This is a genomic window from Psychrobacter sp. (assembly GCF_041554015.1).
In the GTDB taxonomy this organism is placed as follows: Bacteria; Pseudomonadota; Gammaproteobacteria; order Pseudomonadales; family Moraxellaceae; genus Psychrobacter.
The window spans coordinates 71941-88139 of sequence record NZ_JBFFMS010000005.1; the positions used below are offsets into that span (position 1 = coordinate 71941).

Below are 16199 nucleotides of genomic sequence, written 5' to 3' on the forward strand. Positions count from 1 at the left end.
TTTCGCATGGCAGATTATTTTAATTGGATTAAAGCGGCGCATATCATCTCGATGGTATGCTGGTTTGCAGCGATTTTCTACCTGCCGCGCCTATTTGTCTATCATGCAATGAGCGATGACAAGGTTAGCCAAGAGCGCTTTACTATTATGGAGCGCAAGCTTTATCGCGGCATTATGACCCCAGCGATGATAGCGACTTGGGCTTTTGGGTTATGGATGCTGGTTTTAGGTTGGGATGTCTATAAAATCCAAGGCTGGCTACACGTAAAGTTATTCTTAGTGATACTATTGTCCGCTTATCATGGCGCTTGTGGTTTTTATCGTAAAAAGCTGGTCGATAACCCACAATATAAGTCGCATGTATTTTGGCGATGGTTCAATGAAGTGCCCGTCTTTGCTTTAGTTATTATCGTGTTTTTGGTGGTGGTTAAACCCTTTTAACATAGGCTGTAGCTCTAAATCTAGCCCAAGCAATGCTTAATAAAAAAGCGTCCATCACTTCATAAAGTCATGGACGCTTTTTTATAGCCAAACAAATGATATTGACAAGATTCCTATCAAACATTTGGTCGCATAATTTGATAAACATTGCTCAAATCATAGACACGGTAGCGCGCAGGCTCGCGGCGGCTTTCACCAGCATAGCTGAGTATCAGCGCTTGCTTTGCTTGCTCATCGACCCAGCCGACAAACAATCCGCTGTGCTCGACACCGTTATAACCATGATTGATATAGTAAAGCCAATCGCCAACTTCAATCTCGCCACTATTGGCATAAGGGCCTTGACCATAAGTACCTTTATGGATGGTATCGCGTGTCACCCCCGCCCGTTTAAATACCGCATTCAAATAATCCCAGCAGCCACCTTGAATAATCGTACGCTCATTCAATGCCATTTTACGCGCAGTGCTAATCACTTCACGAGCAGCCGGACTACTGTGCGTCTCAGCATTACTCAGTATTGGTAGATACTCGCTATCGACATTATCGTAATTCCCTGATAAAAATGCCGGCAAAACGCTTGATGCTTGGCGCTGTACTTCAGGATACTGATAGTGAGTTTGGTTGTTAGCGGCATAAGTGTTTTGGTTAAAGCTGCCTTTATTAGCATAGCTGTTATTAGCATAGCTCTTACTAGAATAGCTTGGTTGGGTATTACTTGTATTTGAACGATAACTATTAGACGTATTAGCACGTTGGATGGTGGATCGCGTACTGATTTTAGCAGCAGGGACAGCGGGATACGATGGCGTATAGCGGGCGCCATACTCAGTGAGAGACGATTTTTGAGCAATTAAGCTGCTCATACTATCGGCGTGAACCTGACCGACAGCACCCAAAGTAAGTAATAATGCACTGCACGACGTTGTGATTGACCGTTTGGGCAAACGCGACATGACTAACTCCTTGTCAATATAATATCAATAACCATAGTAACGATAACCGTGTTCATTATAAATATGCTGAGATTTTTCAATCCTACTTATAAACCATTTGGACAGGATTCTGCAAGCCTTATCACGTTTAAGTGAGCGACCAAAGGTATAAATATAAGGATAAGCGGTACGTAAATAAGGAAAAATGAGCAGGTTAAAAACTTTAATATTAAAAAAATATTTTATAATAAGGGCTTTAATCGTGACTCATTTTGATAGTGACGTGACGTTTGGTCAGGGTTTGACCTTGTAGAATGGCTTTGGTAGCAGTGGCTTCTTGGAGATTATCAAAGCCGCTAATATGATATTTACATTTAGAATTGCCATCAATAATCTCTAATTGCTCGCCGACAAGACTTATCGTATCGCTGTCAGTTAGCTGGATAGGCGTACGCTTACCTTGATTGTCATGTACCAGTTCACCAGCTCGCACCCATAAGATGCCGCTACTGATATTACCCGCTGTCGCTTTTTTATGCTGTTGACGCTGGCGATTAAAAAAGAAACTACCGATAATCAGCAGCGCCAGCGCACCAATTGACCAGCGTACTGGTAATAAACTCATCGCCAGCGCGACGCATACTGCGCCTACCAATAACGCCGCACCAAACCAAAACAGCCCATTGTCCAACGCTTGAGGCTGTCCTTGTAAAGTGATTTTGGCGCCGTCATCAGTCAGCTTAAGCATGGATTACTACCTATTAATTGGCAATTAAAAATCATTAACAGCGAAACTACCAGCCAAGTGCGGTCTTTTGCATAGCAATAAGCTCAGCGATGCCTTTTTCAGCAAGTATCAACATGTCATCCGCTTGGGCGCGGGTGAATGGCTTTTCCTCTGCAGTCCCTTGTAACTCAATAAACTCGCCTTTTTGGGTCATCACTACGTTCAAATCCGTATCACAGCTGGCATCTTCTTCGTAGTTTAAATCCAAGTACGCTTTGCCATCTTTCATACCGACAGAAACGGCTGCAACCAAACCAATCAGCGGATCCGCTTTTAGTTTTTTGCTTTTTTGAAGGCTCTCTAAGGCATCGATAAGGGCGATTGCGGCACCGGTCACGCTCGCAGTACGAGTACCGCCATCCGCTTGCAACACATCACAATCCAAATAAATGGTATTTTCACCAAGCTTACTCAAATCAATCATCGCACGCAGACTGCGACCGATCAAACGCTGAATCTCTTGGGTACGACCTGATTGCTTGCCGCGAGCCGCTTCGCGCTGATTACGGGTATTGGTTGCGCGCGGTAGCATGCCATATTCAGCGGTGATCCAGCCTTTACCTTTACCCTTGAGCCAACGAGGTACACCAGACTCCACGCTTGCTGTGCACAATACTTTGGTATCACCAAAGCTGACCAATACTGAGCCTTCGGCATGCTTAGTATAATGGCGCTCAAAGGTGATTGAGCGAAGTTGGTTAAGCTCACGGTTGTCGATACGCATAAAATTCCCTAGTACGAAGTTGTAAAAGCAGTAGTGTAAAACAAAAGGTTTGTCGTTGTGTGCTGAGCCAGTCAGTATTTCCAGCAAACCCATATCTGCCAATCAATGACAGCTGAGTGCGCTAGCGGGGCTAAATATTAGGTTATCCTAACGTGACAACGGCGCAATAGCAAGATTCACACACGCTATCGCACCGCTGTTTTGAGAAAAAATCGTGGTAAAAGTTATTCTAACCCTTCCATTTTACGCAACTCTTTACGCAGGATTTTACCGACGTTTGATTTTGGTAATTCATCAACAAACTGAATATGACGCGGACGCTTATAGCCGGTCAGTTGCTTTTTGCCAAAATCAAGCAGCTCTTGTTCGGTCACGTTACCCTTTTTGACCACATATAGCTTAGGGTCTTCGCCGCGATCCTCATTTGGAATACCGATCGCACCGCACTCCACTATACCTGGATGCTCGCTCATGGCTTCTTCGATCTCGTTTGGATAGACATTAAAGCCTGAGACCAAAATCATATCTTTTTTGCGATCAACGATTTTGATAAAGCCTTTTTCATCTATGATACCGATATCGCCTGTTTTAAGATGACCACTGGCAGTAAAGCTTTCAGCGGTTTCTTCAGGGCGATTTTGATAACCAATCATGACTTGTGGACCTTTGACACAGATCTCACCGCGCTCACCAATAGCGACTGTATTGTCATTATCATCAATCAAAATGACATCGGTACTGGGCGCTGGGATACCAATCTTACCGGTGAATTCAGCAATGGTCATCGGGTTAAAGGCGACTACTGGGGAGGTTTCAGACAAGCCATAACCTTCAACGATCGGCAAGCCCGTGATTTTATGCCACTCTTTTGCCACGCTTGGTAGTACTGACATCCCGCCACCGATAGAAGCTTTTAAACTAGAGAAGTCTAAATCTGCAAAACTTTCCTTATGTACCAAACCATTAAACAAGGTATTTACGGCGGGGATAAAGGCTGGCTTATATTTGCCCATCTCTTTGATCAAACCATCAAGATCACGTGGATTCGGAATCAGCAAACCAGCACAACCTTGGTACATACTATACATCCCGCAAACCATAAACGAGAACACATGGTATAGCGGCAGCGCGGTCAAAAGCACATCCGTCGCGTCTACATCCTCTTCAAAAGCACTGTCCATAAGCGCGCTGATCTGTAGCATATTGGCGATCAAGTTACCATGCGAGAGCATCGCCCCCTTAGCTACACCGGTCGTACCGCCCGTATATTGCAACAATGCCACATCGCTTAAGTTTAAATCAGGGCGCTTATATTTGCTGGCTGATACCGCATTTAAGGCTTGCTTAAAACTCGTACTCTCTGGCAAACGATAAGCAGGAATCATTTTCTTGACATGGCGCGCAACGAGATTGACCACTGCTCCTTTAACCGTGCCCAGCATATCGCCAATTTTACAGACGATGACATGCTTCACTTGACCTTTATCTTGCGCATCTTGATAAGTTTTTGCAAAGTTTTCCACGATAAATAAGGCTTTTGTACCACTATCATGTAGCTGATGCGACAACTCGCGGCTGGTATATAAAGGATTGACATTTACCAGCACCATACCTGCGCGAATGATACCCAAAGCCACCACAGGATATTGCAGGATATTGGGCATCATAACACCGACTTTATCACCTTTCACCAGCCCTAATGACTGTAAGTAACTGGCAATTTGACGGCTATATAAATCCAATTGCTTAAAGGTAATAGAAGCACCCATACAGATATAGGCATTTTTTTGCCCATAACGGCTAAAATTACGCTCAAAAACATCAAGTAAAGAGGTATTGTCATCTGGCATATCGATAGTAGAACTAATACCATAGCGCTCATAAGCGCTTAACCATGGACTGTCGCTCGCTATCGTCGGCATCGTCGGAAACGCATTAGTTTCAGCCTTTGACTGAGTATTATTCGCAGCTTTATGGTCTGTCATCTCTTTATTGATATTATCAGTCATAATTTTCCTTAAATGTGGCCGTTAAAATATAAAATATTTCTAATGAAATCACCGTGGTCGTTAGTCACTCATTTACAAAATCAAAGACTTGTGAATATGACTGCTTTTTTGCTCACCCGCAAAAAACCTTGTCACTCACAACGCTTTCAAATCAAAATGATCATCTTCACACTCAACGCTATTATTTACCACAAAACCGCTAAAACCAGCCCGACTAAAGTGCTTTAGGGTAATCATGCTGCGTACGCTTTGGGCTAAAAAATCCACATTTTTATCGTCGAGTGCAAAAAATATCGTTACGGACTATATCAGTTTTGCGGATAATTCTCTATGACTACCACCAAAACACGATAGAACAACGAAAAATGATAAGGTCCTATATAAGCGACCTTATCATCATTGATAACCATCCTTTACAACGATATATAATAGCTACTATTACTGTCTATTTTTTACTAGCACTCATCAAGCCATTTACATTTTTGATGAGCAATAACCAACAAAGCTAAAAACGGTTAAAAATTGATGGTACATGTTTTAACCGTGGTTTTTTTCTTCAAGGACGCGCAAATCTTTATGTAAAATCTTACCGACGTTAGATTTTGGCAACTCATCGATAAATTCAACATAACGCGGACGCTTATATCCGGTCAGATGCTCTTTGGCGTATGCCAACACTTCATCTTTGGTCAAACTGTTATCACTACGAACGACATATATCTTTGGCACTTCGCCGCTCTTTTCGTCTTCGATACCGATGACACCGCATTCTAAAATCTTTGGATGGCCTGACATCACATCTTCTACTTCATTTGGATAGACGTTAAAGCCTGAGACCAAAATCATATTCTTTTTGCGATCGACGATCTTGAAGTAACCTTCTTCATCCATCACGCCGATATCGCCAGTACGAAAATAACCGTCAGATGTCATAACCTCAGCGGTGGCATCATCACGTTTCCAGTAGCCTTTCATCACTTGCGGACCACGAACACAAATCTCGCCGCGCTCCCCAAGGGCAACTTCATTGCCCTCTTCATCCAAGATAGCCATGTCAGTCGCTGGCATTGGCAGACCAATATTGCCTGAAAACTCACCTGTACCTTGCGGGTTTGCTGATGCAACTGGAGAGGTTTCTGACAGACCATAGCCTTGTACAATCACATTGCCAGTGATTTGTTGCCATTTATCAGCCGTGTCTTTTAGAACCGCCATACCGCCGCCCATCGACATCTCAAGCTTGCTATGGTCTAAGGCTTTAAAGGCATCACTATTTGCCAACGCATTAAACAGCGTATTGACTGCTGGGAAAAACGCAGGTGGATAGTCTTTATATGCTTTGATTAAGCTTGCGCCATCGCGCGGATTGGGTACCAGTAGACCGATGCAGCCACGATACAAGCCGAACATGCCACAGACGGTAAATGAGAAGATATGATACATCGGCAACGCCGTCATGATAACAGGCTGCTCAGCCATACCGTCAAACTTATCAAAAGCATCACCAAGGTACGTATCACATTGAATCAAGTTAGCAACCAAGTTGCCATGGGTCAGCATCGCGCCTTTGGCAACACCTGTGGTACCACCGGTATACTGGAGAACAGCAATATCATCAAGGCAGATATTATCTGGACGCTTGTAGTTTTTCGCAGGAAAGCGATTCAGAGCCGTTTTAAAGCTGGTGCTATTTTTAAGATTATAATCTGGTACCAGTTTTTTCACATGGCGTACGACCATATTGACGATAAAACCTTTTAATGGGCTCATCAAGTCGCCCATCGAGGTTACGATTACATGATCAACCAGGTCTTTACCAATCTCTTCATAGGTTTTGGCAAAGTTCTCTAAAATAAATAATGCTTTGGTATCAGAATCCGTCAGCTGATGCTCAAGCTCTTTTGAGGTATAAAGAGGATTGACGTTGACCAAAGTCATACCAGCGCGGATAACACCTAACACCGCAACAGGTAGCTGCAAAATATTTGGCATCATAACGCCAACTTTATCGCCTTTTTGCAGCCCAAGCGCTTGCAAGTAGGCAGCAATTTGTTTGCTATAGCGATCTAAATCTTCGTAGGAGAGTTTTACATCCATACAGACAAACGCCGTTTTACCAGCGTGCTTACTAAAATTCTGTTCAAATAAATCGATCAAAGAAGTATTGGCAGCTGGCATATCAATATTGTATTGAATACCCAGCTTTTCATAAGTTTTCACCCATACTTGATCATTACGACGAATTTGTTTACCTTGATTTTCCATAATCTTACTTCTCCTAGTAAATAGTGCGCTACTGTAAACTCATAATCATCACAATGTGATAAACGTGCAAAGATTCGGTGCGACAGCTTAGCGTGGTGATGGCAAGGCTGGCGCTGCAAAAATATGGTGCTGAGTCAACAATTTAGTAGTAAATAGCCCTTTATGGTTTAACATACACACTTTATACAAACTACTCAATATAAAAAAATGCTACTCGAGTTCGTAAAGTCACTTGACGACCCATATTTATATTGATATCAATGAGTTAGTTAGAATTATAGTCAAAAAACCCATTTTTACTGCTAAATATTTATTATCTCAAGAGACATGACCCTGATCTTACTTTCTAAAAGCTACTGACCGCGATTTCGTGCGGTTATCAGGCTCAACAAAACCATCAGTTTAGGCACGTCATGCACTGTCGTTTATACCAAGTTGTGGCTTTTTAATTGTGACAATATCCTTTACGATAGCACCATCCTATTTATATGCTTGCACCAACTAGAGATACCTATTAAAACTGATAAGTGAAACCTACCTTATGTCCGATGTTATTGACCATACGATCGACCCAATCCTTACGAATGAACCGATGGATACCCGCTCCGTGGCGGAGTTTACGGAACAAGCCTATCTCAACTACGCCATGTACGTCATCATGGATCGGGCGCTACCCAATATCGCTGATGGCCTAAAACCTGTCCAGCGCCGTATTGTCTACGCCATGAGCGAGCTTGGGCTAAAATCGACGGCAAAGGCGAAAAAGTCTGCCCGTACCGTCGGTGACGTCTTGGGTAAATATCATCCGCATGGCGATAGCGCTTGTTATGAAGCCATGGTGCTGATGGCGCAGCCGTTTAGCTATCGCTATCCGCTGATCACCGGTCAAGGCAACTGGGGTAGCCCCGATGATCCAAAATCCTTTGCTGCTATGCGCTATACCGAAGCCAAAATGTCCGCTTATGCCAATACCTTGCTTACCGAGCTCGGTCAAGGTACGGTCGACTGGCAAGACAACTTTGATGGCACGATGCTGGAGCCAACCACCCTACCTGCCCGCCTGCCCAATATTCTATTAAATGGTACGACCGGTATCGCGGTCGGTATGGCGACCGATATCCCGCCGCATAATCTTAATGAAGTGGTACGCGCCGCTATTCGTCTGCTCAAAAACCCTGAGCTGTCAGTGAAACAGCTTACCCAATCGATACCCGCGCCTGACTTGCCGACGCCAGCTGAGATCATTACCAGCAAAAAAGACTTACAAGCTATGTATGAGACCGGACGTGGCAGCTACAAGATGCGCGCGACTTTTCATATTGACCCAAAAGAGAAAAATCTCGTCATCATCGACGCCCTTCCTTATCAAGTATCTGGCAATAAAATCCAAGAGCAAATTGCTAAACTGATGATCGACAAAAAGCTGCCGTGGATTACAGACATTCATGATGAATCAGATCATGAAAATGCTTGCCGTATCGTCTTAGAGCTCAAATCTACCCGCGTCGATGTACAGCGGGTCATGAGTCATTTATTTGCCAGCACGGATCTTGAGAGCAATTACCGCGTCAATATGAACATGATTGGCCTAAATGGTAAGCCGCAGGTTAAAAACCTCAAAGAAGTCTTAGAAGAGTGGCTCGTTTGCCGCCGCGCTGTGGTCACGCGCCGTCTACAATATCGCCTTGATAAGATTGATAAGCGCTTGCATATCCTCGCAGGTTTATTGATTGCTTATCTTAACATCGATGAAGTGATTCGTATTATTCGTGAAGAAGACGATCCAAAATCATCTTTAATGCAGGATTATGATCTGACTGAGATTCAAGCCAATGCTATCTTGGACATTCGTCTGCGCCAGTTGGCAAAATTAGAGGAAATTGAGCTACGCCGAGAGCAAGATGAGCTGGCGGCTGAACGCGCCATCATTCAAGAGTATTTGGACAATCCCGATAGCCTGACCACTTTGATGATCGATGAGCTTAGCGCCGATATGAAAGAGCACGGCAACGAGCGGGTGTCACCGCTGGCAGAGCGTGAAGAAGCACAGGCGTTAAAAGAATCTGACCTTGTACCAAGCGAGCCGATTACCGCTATCTTGTCAAAAGCTGGCTGGATCCGCGCGGCCAAAGGACATGACGTCGATGCTGCTGGCATGAGCTATCGTTCAGGCGATGCTTATCAAGCGCACGTACGGGGTAAATCCAATGAGAAAATCTATGTCCTTGATAGCACGGGTCGTAGCTATAGTATCGACGCCCATAATCTTGCCTCTGCTCGTGGTCAAGGCGATCCGCTCACCAGCGTCTTAAAACCGCCAGCAGGCGCGACTTTTGAACAACTATTAACGGGTGCCAATGACCAGCGCATTATCCTTGCCAGCTCACAAGGTTATGGCTTTATCAACACCCTTGGCAATCTTGATAGCAACCAAAAAGCGGGTAAAAACATCATTAACCTAGCTGCTGATAGCCGCCTATTACCCATCGCCCGTATCGATTCTCAAGTAGAAACGACTGCCAATGCTGACGGTAACAATACCCATGCAAATGTAGCGCCTGATCATATCGCCGTCGTGACCAATGCTGGCTATCTATTGATATTTGCGCTTGCTGACTTACCAGAGCAGGCTCGAGGCAAGGGTAATAAGATGATTAACTTAAAAGGCGATGAAGAGGTGCTGACTATCACGCCGCTTAGCTTGCAGAACAGCTTAGTCATTACGGCAGGTAAGCGTCATGTAACCTTGAGACCGATGGATCTAGCCAACTACACCTCTAAACGCGGTAGTCGTGGCGGTCAGTTGCCACGGGGCTTTCAGAATGTGACCAGTGTTGAGGTAGCAGAATAAGTTTGATCGTTTCAATATGTAAGATCAATTAATGAGCCAAAAGCCGCCTATACGCCCTGTATAGACGGCTTTTTTACGCTATCTAAAGCGCATTATCTTGATAGTAAACGCATCATAGTCATTAAAATTTGCTGGATGCGCTATCCTCAAAGATCGCTTTTAGAAAACTTGTAATCTGAGTACTGTTCATAAGATACGGATTATAATCAAGACCTGCTGAGAAGCTTTTTAATGCGTATTCTTCATTTTCAGCGCTCGATGTTAGATGTTTGATTAAAAACCCATCCCATTGACGCGATTCTATTTCTTCTATACTAACAATGTTAGGAAAAATGGTTGAATGCTTGTCAAGTATCTTTTCTAAAGCGCTGCTGATAGCAGGCCTTGTTCCTTGAAAGCTTTGAACGAAATAACCTTCGCTAATGACTAAGGCTGAAACTATATCGTTTTCTTCAAAATATCTTCGCCAATACTCAAGAGCACGCGTCAGCTCAATTCCCGAATCTAGATCGACATTCTTGGCAATGTATGTCATGTTGATAAGAATATGCTCGCCATGCGTTTTTCTAGTTTCTGAAGGTTGGCTTGGTGTTATATGCATGAAAAACCTTATTTATAAAAACCCAATCTAATTTAAGATACACTTCAAAATAAAGTATGATCAATAATATTTTTTCTTCATAATTTTTTGTCATCTAGCATTATTACTTTCTAGAAATACGCACTAGGATTTTAATGAAAGAATGCCGATAATTATCAGTGCACAATTGTACTATAAAAATTAGCATCATTGCTGCGATATTATTATTCTAATAAGCCACAAGTCTACTCTTTATTTTCCTATAGCATAGCTTCATCTTTAACATATGCTCATTTATAGATGGGATATTGCCAATAAAACCACACTGTCTTTTTTTTATTTAGAAACTTTTTTCTTTAGAAGCTTAGACAATTAAACATAACCTTATAATAAATTGATACTGTTAATTTAGTCACATCATTTAGGGTTTTTGTTAACTCTTCAAATATGCATGAGTCTACGGTAGAGGCAGGTCAATATAAAAACGATACAGCGGAAATGGAATAAATTTTACGCAGCCTCTGTCAACGTAGGAACAGCAAGCAAGAAAAATTTGTAACAGTCCCGCAGCATAGGTCTGTGTATCTACTTTATTTAGTATTGTCTATATCACCAGCAAAGCAAATACCTGATAAATAGGTAAATTTACAACATCCTAAGTTACTCTATAGATATTTATATCTTTAGACATATTGTAGTAGTATCTGAATTATCAGTATTAAAAAAACTAAAAAACCATAGGATCATTATGTTTATCGAAGACAAAATCGCCAAGGATATTATGGCTACTCAAAATCCTACCCCCAAAATTATCTTCTTTGATATCGATGATACGTTGAGTCGAAATGGTGAGATTGCCCCTCATAATAAAGCAACCCTAGAAGCACTGGCGAAGACGGATATCAAACTGGTGATTTCAACCGGACGCTCAAAACCCATATTGCCACTTGATATCATCGCCTTGCTTGAAGCGGACGTTTTGGATGCCATTATCTGCATGAATGGGCAATATAGCTTTGATAATGAGGGCGTTATCAGCCACTATCCGTTATCTGATGAGCAGTCCTCTACCATTACGCAGCTTTGTCAGCAAAACAGCTTGGTCTATAAATTTGACTCTGCTACTCATATTATTTGGTCTGATGAACATGAGTGGCAAGACAGATATCACGATAAAATAAAGAGCTGTAGCATCATCGATCCTGATTATTGCCGATTCAATACCGTATACCAGTGCTCAGTATTTTTTGATGATCAAGATGAGAAAATGCAAAAGGTGAACTTTGCAGAGCAAGACTTAAAACTGGTACCTTGGCATGAGATTGTCGCTGATATTTTGCCAATTGACGCCTCAAAAGCACGCGGGATATTGGATGTATGTGCCTACTTTGACATTGATGCCAGCGACTGCATGGCGTTTGGTGATGGGCTAAATGACTTGGAGATGTTTGACTTGGTCGGTTATGCGGTGGCAATGGGCGATGCAAAGCCTGAGCTGATTGAACGTGCCGATTTTGTCACAGGTACGATTGAAGAGCATGGTATTCAGTCTGTGGTTAAGCATTTATTGCCAGCATAAAAGGGGATTTAAAAGCAGTAAACACCCTTGCCGATATCTCGTTAGCATTTTACTGTTTAATATTCGCCTGCTGTTTACCTAGTCATTTAACTTCGGCCCGCTACTAACCCATAAACCCAGATACCCAACTTATAAAACCCTATTGCAAGCAAAATAAATATCAATGCCGCCAGTAAATAAGCCAAAAACGTGGGCATACTGGTCAACCAGCCAAGCGTGAATGCCACGCCAAGATAAGCTTCTAATGGCCAAGTTAAGATGGGCGTATCCATACCATTATTAAAAAAAGCAATAATGGCGCTCAGTCCTAGCACGGCAGTAACGATGCCAGCGATTTTACGGTTACTCATATAACTTCTCTTAGGTAGTTAAATCATGTACAGCTCAAGCTTATTTAACCATAAAGCAATTATGGCATGGTCAGACCACCGTCAACCGCAATTGACTGACCAGTAATTGCCGCGCTCAAATCAGATGCCATCAGCAATACGGAATTGGCAAAGTCGGCAACTGAGGTTGCTTGGCGTAATGGCGTGGTCGTGGCGATATAGTCAAACACTTCTTCAGTGGTTAATTGACTCGCGTCAGTGGTTTTTAATAGTCCACCTGCTAGTAAGTTCACCCGAATGCCGTATTGCCCAAGCTCCGCCGCTAAATTGCGTGTTAGACCAATGAGCGCAGATTTTGCGGTGGTATAGTCATAATAAGTGACCACTGGATTATAGACTAAGTTGGTTGAGATATTGATAATCTTACCCATCTGCTGGGTTTTCATTTGCGGTAGTACCGCTTGCACAGTATTGACCGCCCCTTTCACAATGCCGTCAATTTGCTGAGAAAAATGCGACCATTCGACCGTCTCAATACTGGTGTAATCAGCACTTGGATTAAACTGATAGCTTGGCAAAGCATTGTTGACCAAGATATCAATACCTTCAAAGCGTTCTATAACTTCTGCTGCCATTGCTTGCATTTGTACCAAATCAGTCACATCACCTTGGTAGGCAAAAGCACGCCCGCCTGCTGCTTCAATATCAGCAACAACCTTTTCAGCCGCTGCTTTACTATGTAAATAATTGACGCAAACGCTTGCGCCTGCTGTTGCCATCTGCAGAGCAATTTGCGCACCAAGTCCACGACTGGCACCTGTGACGATGGCGACTTTCTCCGTAAGGAATGCTGGAATAACGGTTTGAGCCATGATGTTGTATTCTTTATTATTATGTTATGGTTAGAGTATGACTATACTTAGAAAGCGCTGGCTAAAGACCAAATCACGCTTATCATAGCATGATTGATGGAGATCATTTCGCGAGCAGTATTTCTAGCATTGGTTAACGCCGAACCCATTTAAGCCATTACTCTTTGAATTATTAACCTTTAAATTGCTGCCCTTTAAATTGCCGCGCATCATAACCATAACCGCACCATATCTGTATCATGCGCCTATTTTTAACTTACTTATCTTGTTTAGGAGAGCTATCTTGTCCCATTTATCTTCATCCAATTGCTCTACTCGCGCCTCTATTAAAGCACTGCCTAAAATATTGCTATGCGCTGCTATCGGGCTCGCTATTACTGGCTGTAGCAAATCTGATAACGCGTCTACCGATGGAGCGGCGACCACTGATGTGACGCTTAACCTTTATAATTGGTCAGAGTATATGCCGCAAGAGATTCTTGATGGTTTTACTGAAGAGACTGGCATCAAAGTCAATTACACCACCTTTGACTCTAATGAAGCCATGTATGCTAAGCTAAAACTGCTTGATGACTCTAGCCAATATGACTTAGCAATTCCATCGACCTATTATGTCGAAAAAATGGCAAAAGAGGGTCTGTTACAAGAACTTGATAAGTCTAAATTGAGTAACTTTAAAAATCTTGATACCTCGTTTACCAATACCAAGGTTGACCCAGAAAACAAATACTCGATTCCTTATATGTGGGGCAGCACCGGACTTGCTATCAATGGCGAGATTGTCGATCCAGCTACGGTCAATAGCTGGAATGACTTATGGCGTCCTGAGTATAAAGGACAAGTCATGCTAATGAATGATATGCGTGAAGTATTTGGCATGGCGCTATTGACCCTTGGCTACTCTGGCAACAGTAAAAATCCTGATGAGATCAAAGCCGCTTATGAGAAGCTCACAACCTTGATGCCAAATGTCAAAACCTTTAACTCAGATGCCTCACGTATGCCATATATGGAAGGTGAAACCAGCGTCGGTATGAGCTGGAATGGTGAAGCTATCATCGCCAATAACGAAGGTTTGACCAGCTTGGTATATAAATATCCAACTGAGGGCGCTATTCTTTGGATGGACAACTTTGTCATTCCTAAAAATGCCAAGCAGGTCGACGCGGCGCACAAGTTTATAGACTATCTATTGCGTCCAGAGAACTCTAAAATCGTTAGTGAAGAGATAGGTTATGCGTCGCCCAATAGTGCAGCCCGTGAGATGATGCCAGATGAGGTCAAAAACAATCCAACCATTTATCCAAGTAAAGATGTGCTAGCAAAAGCTGAGTTCCAAGAAGATGTTGGCGATGAAGCATTGCAAATTTATCAGCAGTATTGGGATAAGCTCAAAACCGGTCGTTAATTCTTATTGGTTAAAATATGAGGATAAATGGCTGATGGTTAATAGCTATCTTTAGTCATGACGGTCATAAAAAAACGCTGACGATTTAAGACAGCGTTTTTTATTTGTCTTTTATTTGTTTTTCTATTTATAAGTGCAAATCGGTTTCGCTACCTTTATGTTCAATGCGGCGCTGCTCACGGCGCTGGTAGCGCAGACCGGAGGCTGCAAACCATTGCGGTTTAGTCGCCTGTAATAAGTCACTGAGCTGCTGCAATTGCACTTGTAAGGTTTGGGTCAACCAAAAGTAGCCTTGCCACTCAAAGCCTAAATTTTCTACGCTTGGATATTCTGATACCGCAATGCGGGTAATGGGACGAAAGACTTCGTCATTTGGGCTACGCAATACTGCTGCCATATGCTGCATCGCTTGTGTCAACTCATGCTGATAGTGGATCAGTAAGATATGATTTTCATCATCAATCTCGATATTGGCCAAGCGCGGCGCCGCACTTAATAACAAATCAATCGTACCAATAATATTACGGTGCGTACGCTGAATCGTCTCTAACGTCTCTTTACTGATTCCTGATTCGCTGGCAGTGGCAGCGATATGCGGACGCACGGCTAGCAGGCGCTTATTGATTTTTTGTAAAGCTTTTACCAAAGATTTATTGACTGGGGTATCAGGTACAGAGCTGCTTGCTGGGTAAATAATACTGGCTGAACTGGTCGCTTTGGTATATTTAAACGGCTTTGGCACCAGAACTTCAGAATCGATATGATTGCCAACCCCTGCATACAAGTTGCTGCACGTTTCAAGGTTACTTGCCAATAAAAATCGCCACATTAACGTCGATTTTAGCGGTAAAATCAGAGTTGCCGCGACTGCAACGCCTGCCCCAATCAAGATATTAAAGGCACGGTAAAGACCGTCTTGGGCAATATTGCTGTGCTCGGGGCTTGAGACAATCATCAGCATCGTAATGCCCGTGAGTAAACCAATATAGCCAAGCTGCTTCACAGCTACATAACCAATAATGCCGCTAATAACACTAATTAATATATAGTATAGCCACAGAAAACCACCGATATCCTGAATCAGCCACAGAAAACTTAGACCGACTCCAACCCCAAGCAAAGTCCCTAATATGCGCTCTTTTGCCTTGGTATAAATCGCCCCTTGATACTGTAATAAACCTAAGATCACGAACACAGTAATGGTCGTCCACTCACCATGTGGCAAATGCGTGAGCTTATTGACCAATAATGCGACGAGAATAGCCACGCCCAAGCGGATGGCATGTAACACATCAGCATGCTGATAGCGTGCATAAGGTTCAATAAGCGGTGCGGTAAATCGCTGCCAGATAGTCGGTTTCACGCAGGACATCTCTTATGATTAAACAAATTAAAAGTAAAAAATCTATAAAAATAACG

General features: G+C 42.9%; 13 protein-coding genes. 4 read left to right on the forward strand and 9 right to left on the reverse strand.

All coding sequences use genetic code 11. The features are described from left to right. Window positions 1-6: 6 nt before the first annotated feature. A complete protein-coding gene (gene hemJ / locus ABYU67_RS02970) occupies window positions 7-441 on the forward strand; it encodes a protoporphyrinogen oxidase HemJ (RefSeq protein ID WP_372843526.1) in 435 nt (144 codons plus the stop codon). Between the two features lie 116 nt (window positions 442-557). Here the strand turns inward: hemJ and ABYU67_RS02975 are convergent, their stop codons facing one another. From ABYU67_RS02975 to ABYU67_RS02995, 5 genes are all read right to left on the reverse strand, one after another. Further along, on the reverse strand, window positions 558-1397 hold the full coding sequence (locus ABYU67_RS02975; protein WP_372843527.1) for a hypothetical protein: 840 nt from the start codon (window positions 1395-1397) through the stop codon (window positions 558-560). Window positions 1398-1632: 235 nt separating this feature from the next. Continuing rightward, entirely contained in the window at window positions 1633-2124 is a 492-nt protein-coding gene (locus tag ABYU67_RS02980) for a hypothetical protein (RefSeq protein WP_372843528.1), read from the reverse strand. Window positions 2125-2170: 46 nt separating this feature from the next. Continuing rightward, a complete protein-coding gene (rph, locus tag ABYU67_RS02985) occupies window positions 2171-2887 on the reverse strand; it encodes a ribonuclease PH (RefSeq protein ID WP_372843529.1) in 717 nt (238 codons plus the stop codon). Window positions 2888-3111: 224 nt separating this feature from the next. Then, the gene (locus ABYU67_RS02990) at window positions 3112-4896 is read right to left on the reverse strand and encodes an AMP-binding protein (RefSeq protein WP_372843530.1); all 1785 of its coding nucleotides are present in this window, start codon (window positions 4894-4896) and stop codon (window positions 3112-3114) included. 537 nt (window positions 4897-5433) lie between these two features. Continuing rightward, window positions 5434-7161 (reverse strand): AMP-binding protein, encoded by a 1728-nt coding sequence (locus ABYU67_RS02995; RefSeq protein ID WP_372843531.1) that lies wholly within the window; start codon window positions 7159-7161, stop codon window positions 5434-5436. A gap of 541 nt (window positions 7162-7702) precedes the next feature. Between ABYU67_RS02995 and parC the strand changes: the two genes are divergently transcribed. Then, complete coding sequence (parC, locus tag ABYU67_RS03000; RefSeq protein WP_372843532.1) at window positions 7703-10012, forward strand: DNA topoisomerase IV subunit A; 2310 nt, start codon at window positions 7703-7705, stop codon at window positions 10010-10012. Window positions 10013-10133: 121 nt separating this feature from the next. Here the strand turns inward: parC and ABYU67_RS03005 are convergent, their stop codons facing one another. Further along, on the reverse strand, window positions 10134-10613 hold the full coding sequence (locus ABYU67_RS03005) for a BLUF domain-containing protein (RefSeq protein WP_372843533.1): 480 nt from the start codon (window positions 10611-10613) through the stop codon (window positions 10134-10136). A 727-nt stretch (window positions 10614-11340) separates the two neighbouring features. On the opposite strand from ABYU67_RS03005, the gene ABYU67_RS03010 reads away from it, so the two are divergent. Then, window positions 11341-12171: a Cof-type HAD-IIB family hydrolase gene (locus tag ABYU67_RS03010; protein WP_372843534.1), complete on the forward strand. Its 831-nt coding sequence runs from the start codon at window positions 11341-11343 to the stop codon at window positions 12169-12171. 86 nt (window positions 12172-12257) lie between these two features. On the opposite strand, the gene ABYU67_RS03015 is transcribed toward ABYU67_RS03010, so the two are convergent. Together ABYU67_RS03015 and ABYU67_RS03020 are read right to left on the reverse strand one after the other, a co-directional pair. Further along, the gene (locus tag ABYU67_RS03015; RefSeq protein WP_372843535.1) at window positions 12258-12521 is read right to left on the reverse strand and encodes a hypothetical protein; all 264 of its coding nucleotides are present in this window, start codon (window positions 12519-12521) and stop codon (window positions 12258-12260) included. A gap of 59 nt (window positions 12522-12580) precedes the next feature. Further along, window positions 12581-13372 carry a 3-oxoacyl-ACP reductase gene (locus ABYU67_RS03020; RefSeq protein WP_372843536.1) on the reverse strand — a complete coding sequence of 264 codons (792 nt, stop codon included), beginning with the start codon at window positions 13370-13372 and terminating at the stop codon, window positions 12581-12583. 283 nt (window positions 13373-13655) lie between these two features. Here ABYU67_RS03020 and ABYU67_RS03025 point away from each other — a divergent pair, with 283 nt between their 5' ends. Then, complete coding sequence (locus ABYU67_RS03025) at window positions 13656-14780, forward strand: PotD/PotF family extracellular solute-binding protein (RefSeq protein ID WP_372843537.1); 1125 nt, start codon at window positions 13656-13658, stop codon at window positions 14778-14780. Between the two features lie 127 nt (window positions 14781-14907). Here ABYU67_RS03025 and ABYU67_RS03030 read toward each other — a convergent pair whose 3' ends face one another. Next, a complete protein-coding gene (locus tag ABYU67_RS03030) occupies window positions 14908-16152 on the reverse strand; it encodes an FUSC family protein (protein WP_372843538.1) in 1245 nt (414 codons plus the stop codon). Between the last annotated feature and the right edge of the window lie 47 nt (window positions 16153-16199).

Coding starts and splice junctions, on each gene's coding strand:
- ABYU67_RS03020 (WP_372843536.1), bottom strand. CDS start 13,372: ATGGCTCAAACCGTTATTCCAGCATTCCTTACGGAGAAAGTCGCCATC.
- hemJ (WP_372843526.1), top strand. CDS start 7: ATGGCAGATTATTTTAATTGGATTAAAGCGGCGCATATCATCTCGATG.
- ABYU67_RS02995 (WP_372843531.1), bottom strand. CDS start 7,161: ATGGAAAATCAAGGTAAACAAATTCGTCGTAATGATCAAGTATGGGTG.
- parC (WP_372843532.1), top strand. CDS start 7,703: ATGTCCGATGTTATTGACCATACGATCGACCCAATCCTTACGAATGAA.
- ABYU67_RS02990 (WP_372843530.1), bottom strand. CDS start 4,896: ATGACTGATAATATCAATAAAGAGATGACAGACCATAAAGCTGCGAAT.
- ABYU67_RS02980 (WP_372843528.1), bottom strand. CDS start 2,124: ATGCTTAAGCTGACTGATGACGGCGCCAAAATCACTTTACAAGGACAG.
- ABYU67_RS03005 (WP_372843533.1), bottom strand. CDS start 10,613: ATGCATATAACACCAAGCCAACCTTCAGAAACTAGAAAAACGCATGGC.
- ABYU67_RS02975 (WP_372843527.1), bottom strand. CDS start 1,397: ATGTCGCGTTTGCCCAAACGGTCAATCACAACGTCGTGCAGTGCATTA.
- ABYU67_RS03010 (WP_372843534.1), top strand. CDS start 11,341: ATGTTTATCGAAGACAAAATCGCCAAGGATATTATGGCTACTCAAAAT.
- rph (WP_372843529.1), bottom strand. CDS start 2,887: ATGCGTATCGACAACCGTGAGCTTAACCAACTTCGCTCAATCACCTTT.
- ABYU67_RS03030 (WP_372843538.1), bottom strand. CDS start 16,152: ATGTCCTGCGTGAAACCGACTATCTGGCAGCGATTTACCGCACCGCTT.
- ABYU67_RS03015 (WP_372843535.1), bottom strand. CDS start 12,521: ATGAGTAACCGTAAAATCGCTGGCATCGTTACTGCCGTGCTAGGACTG.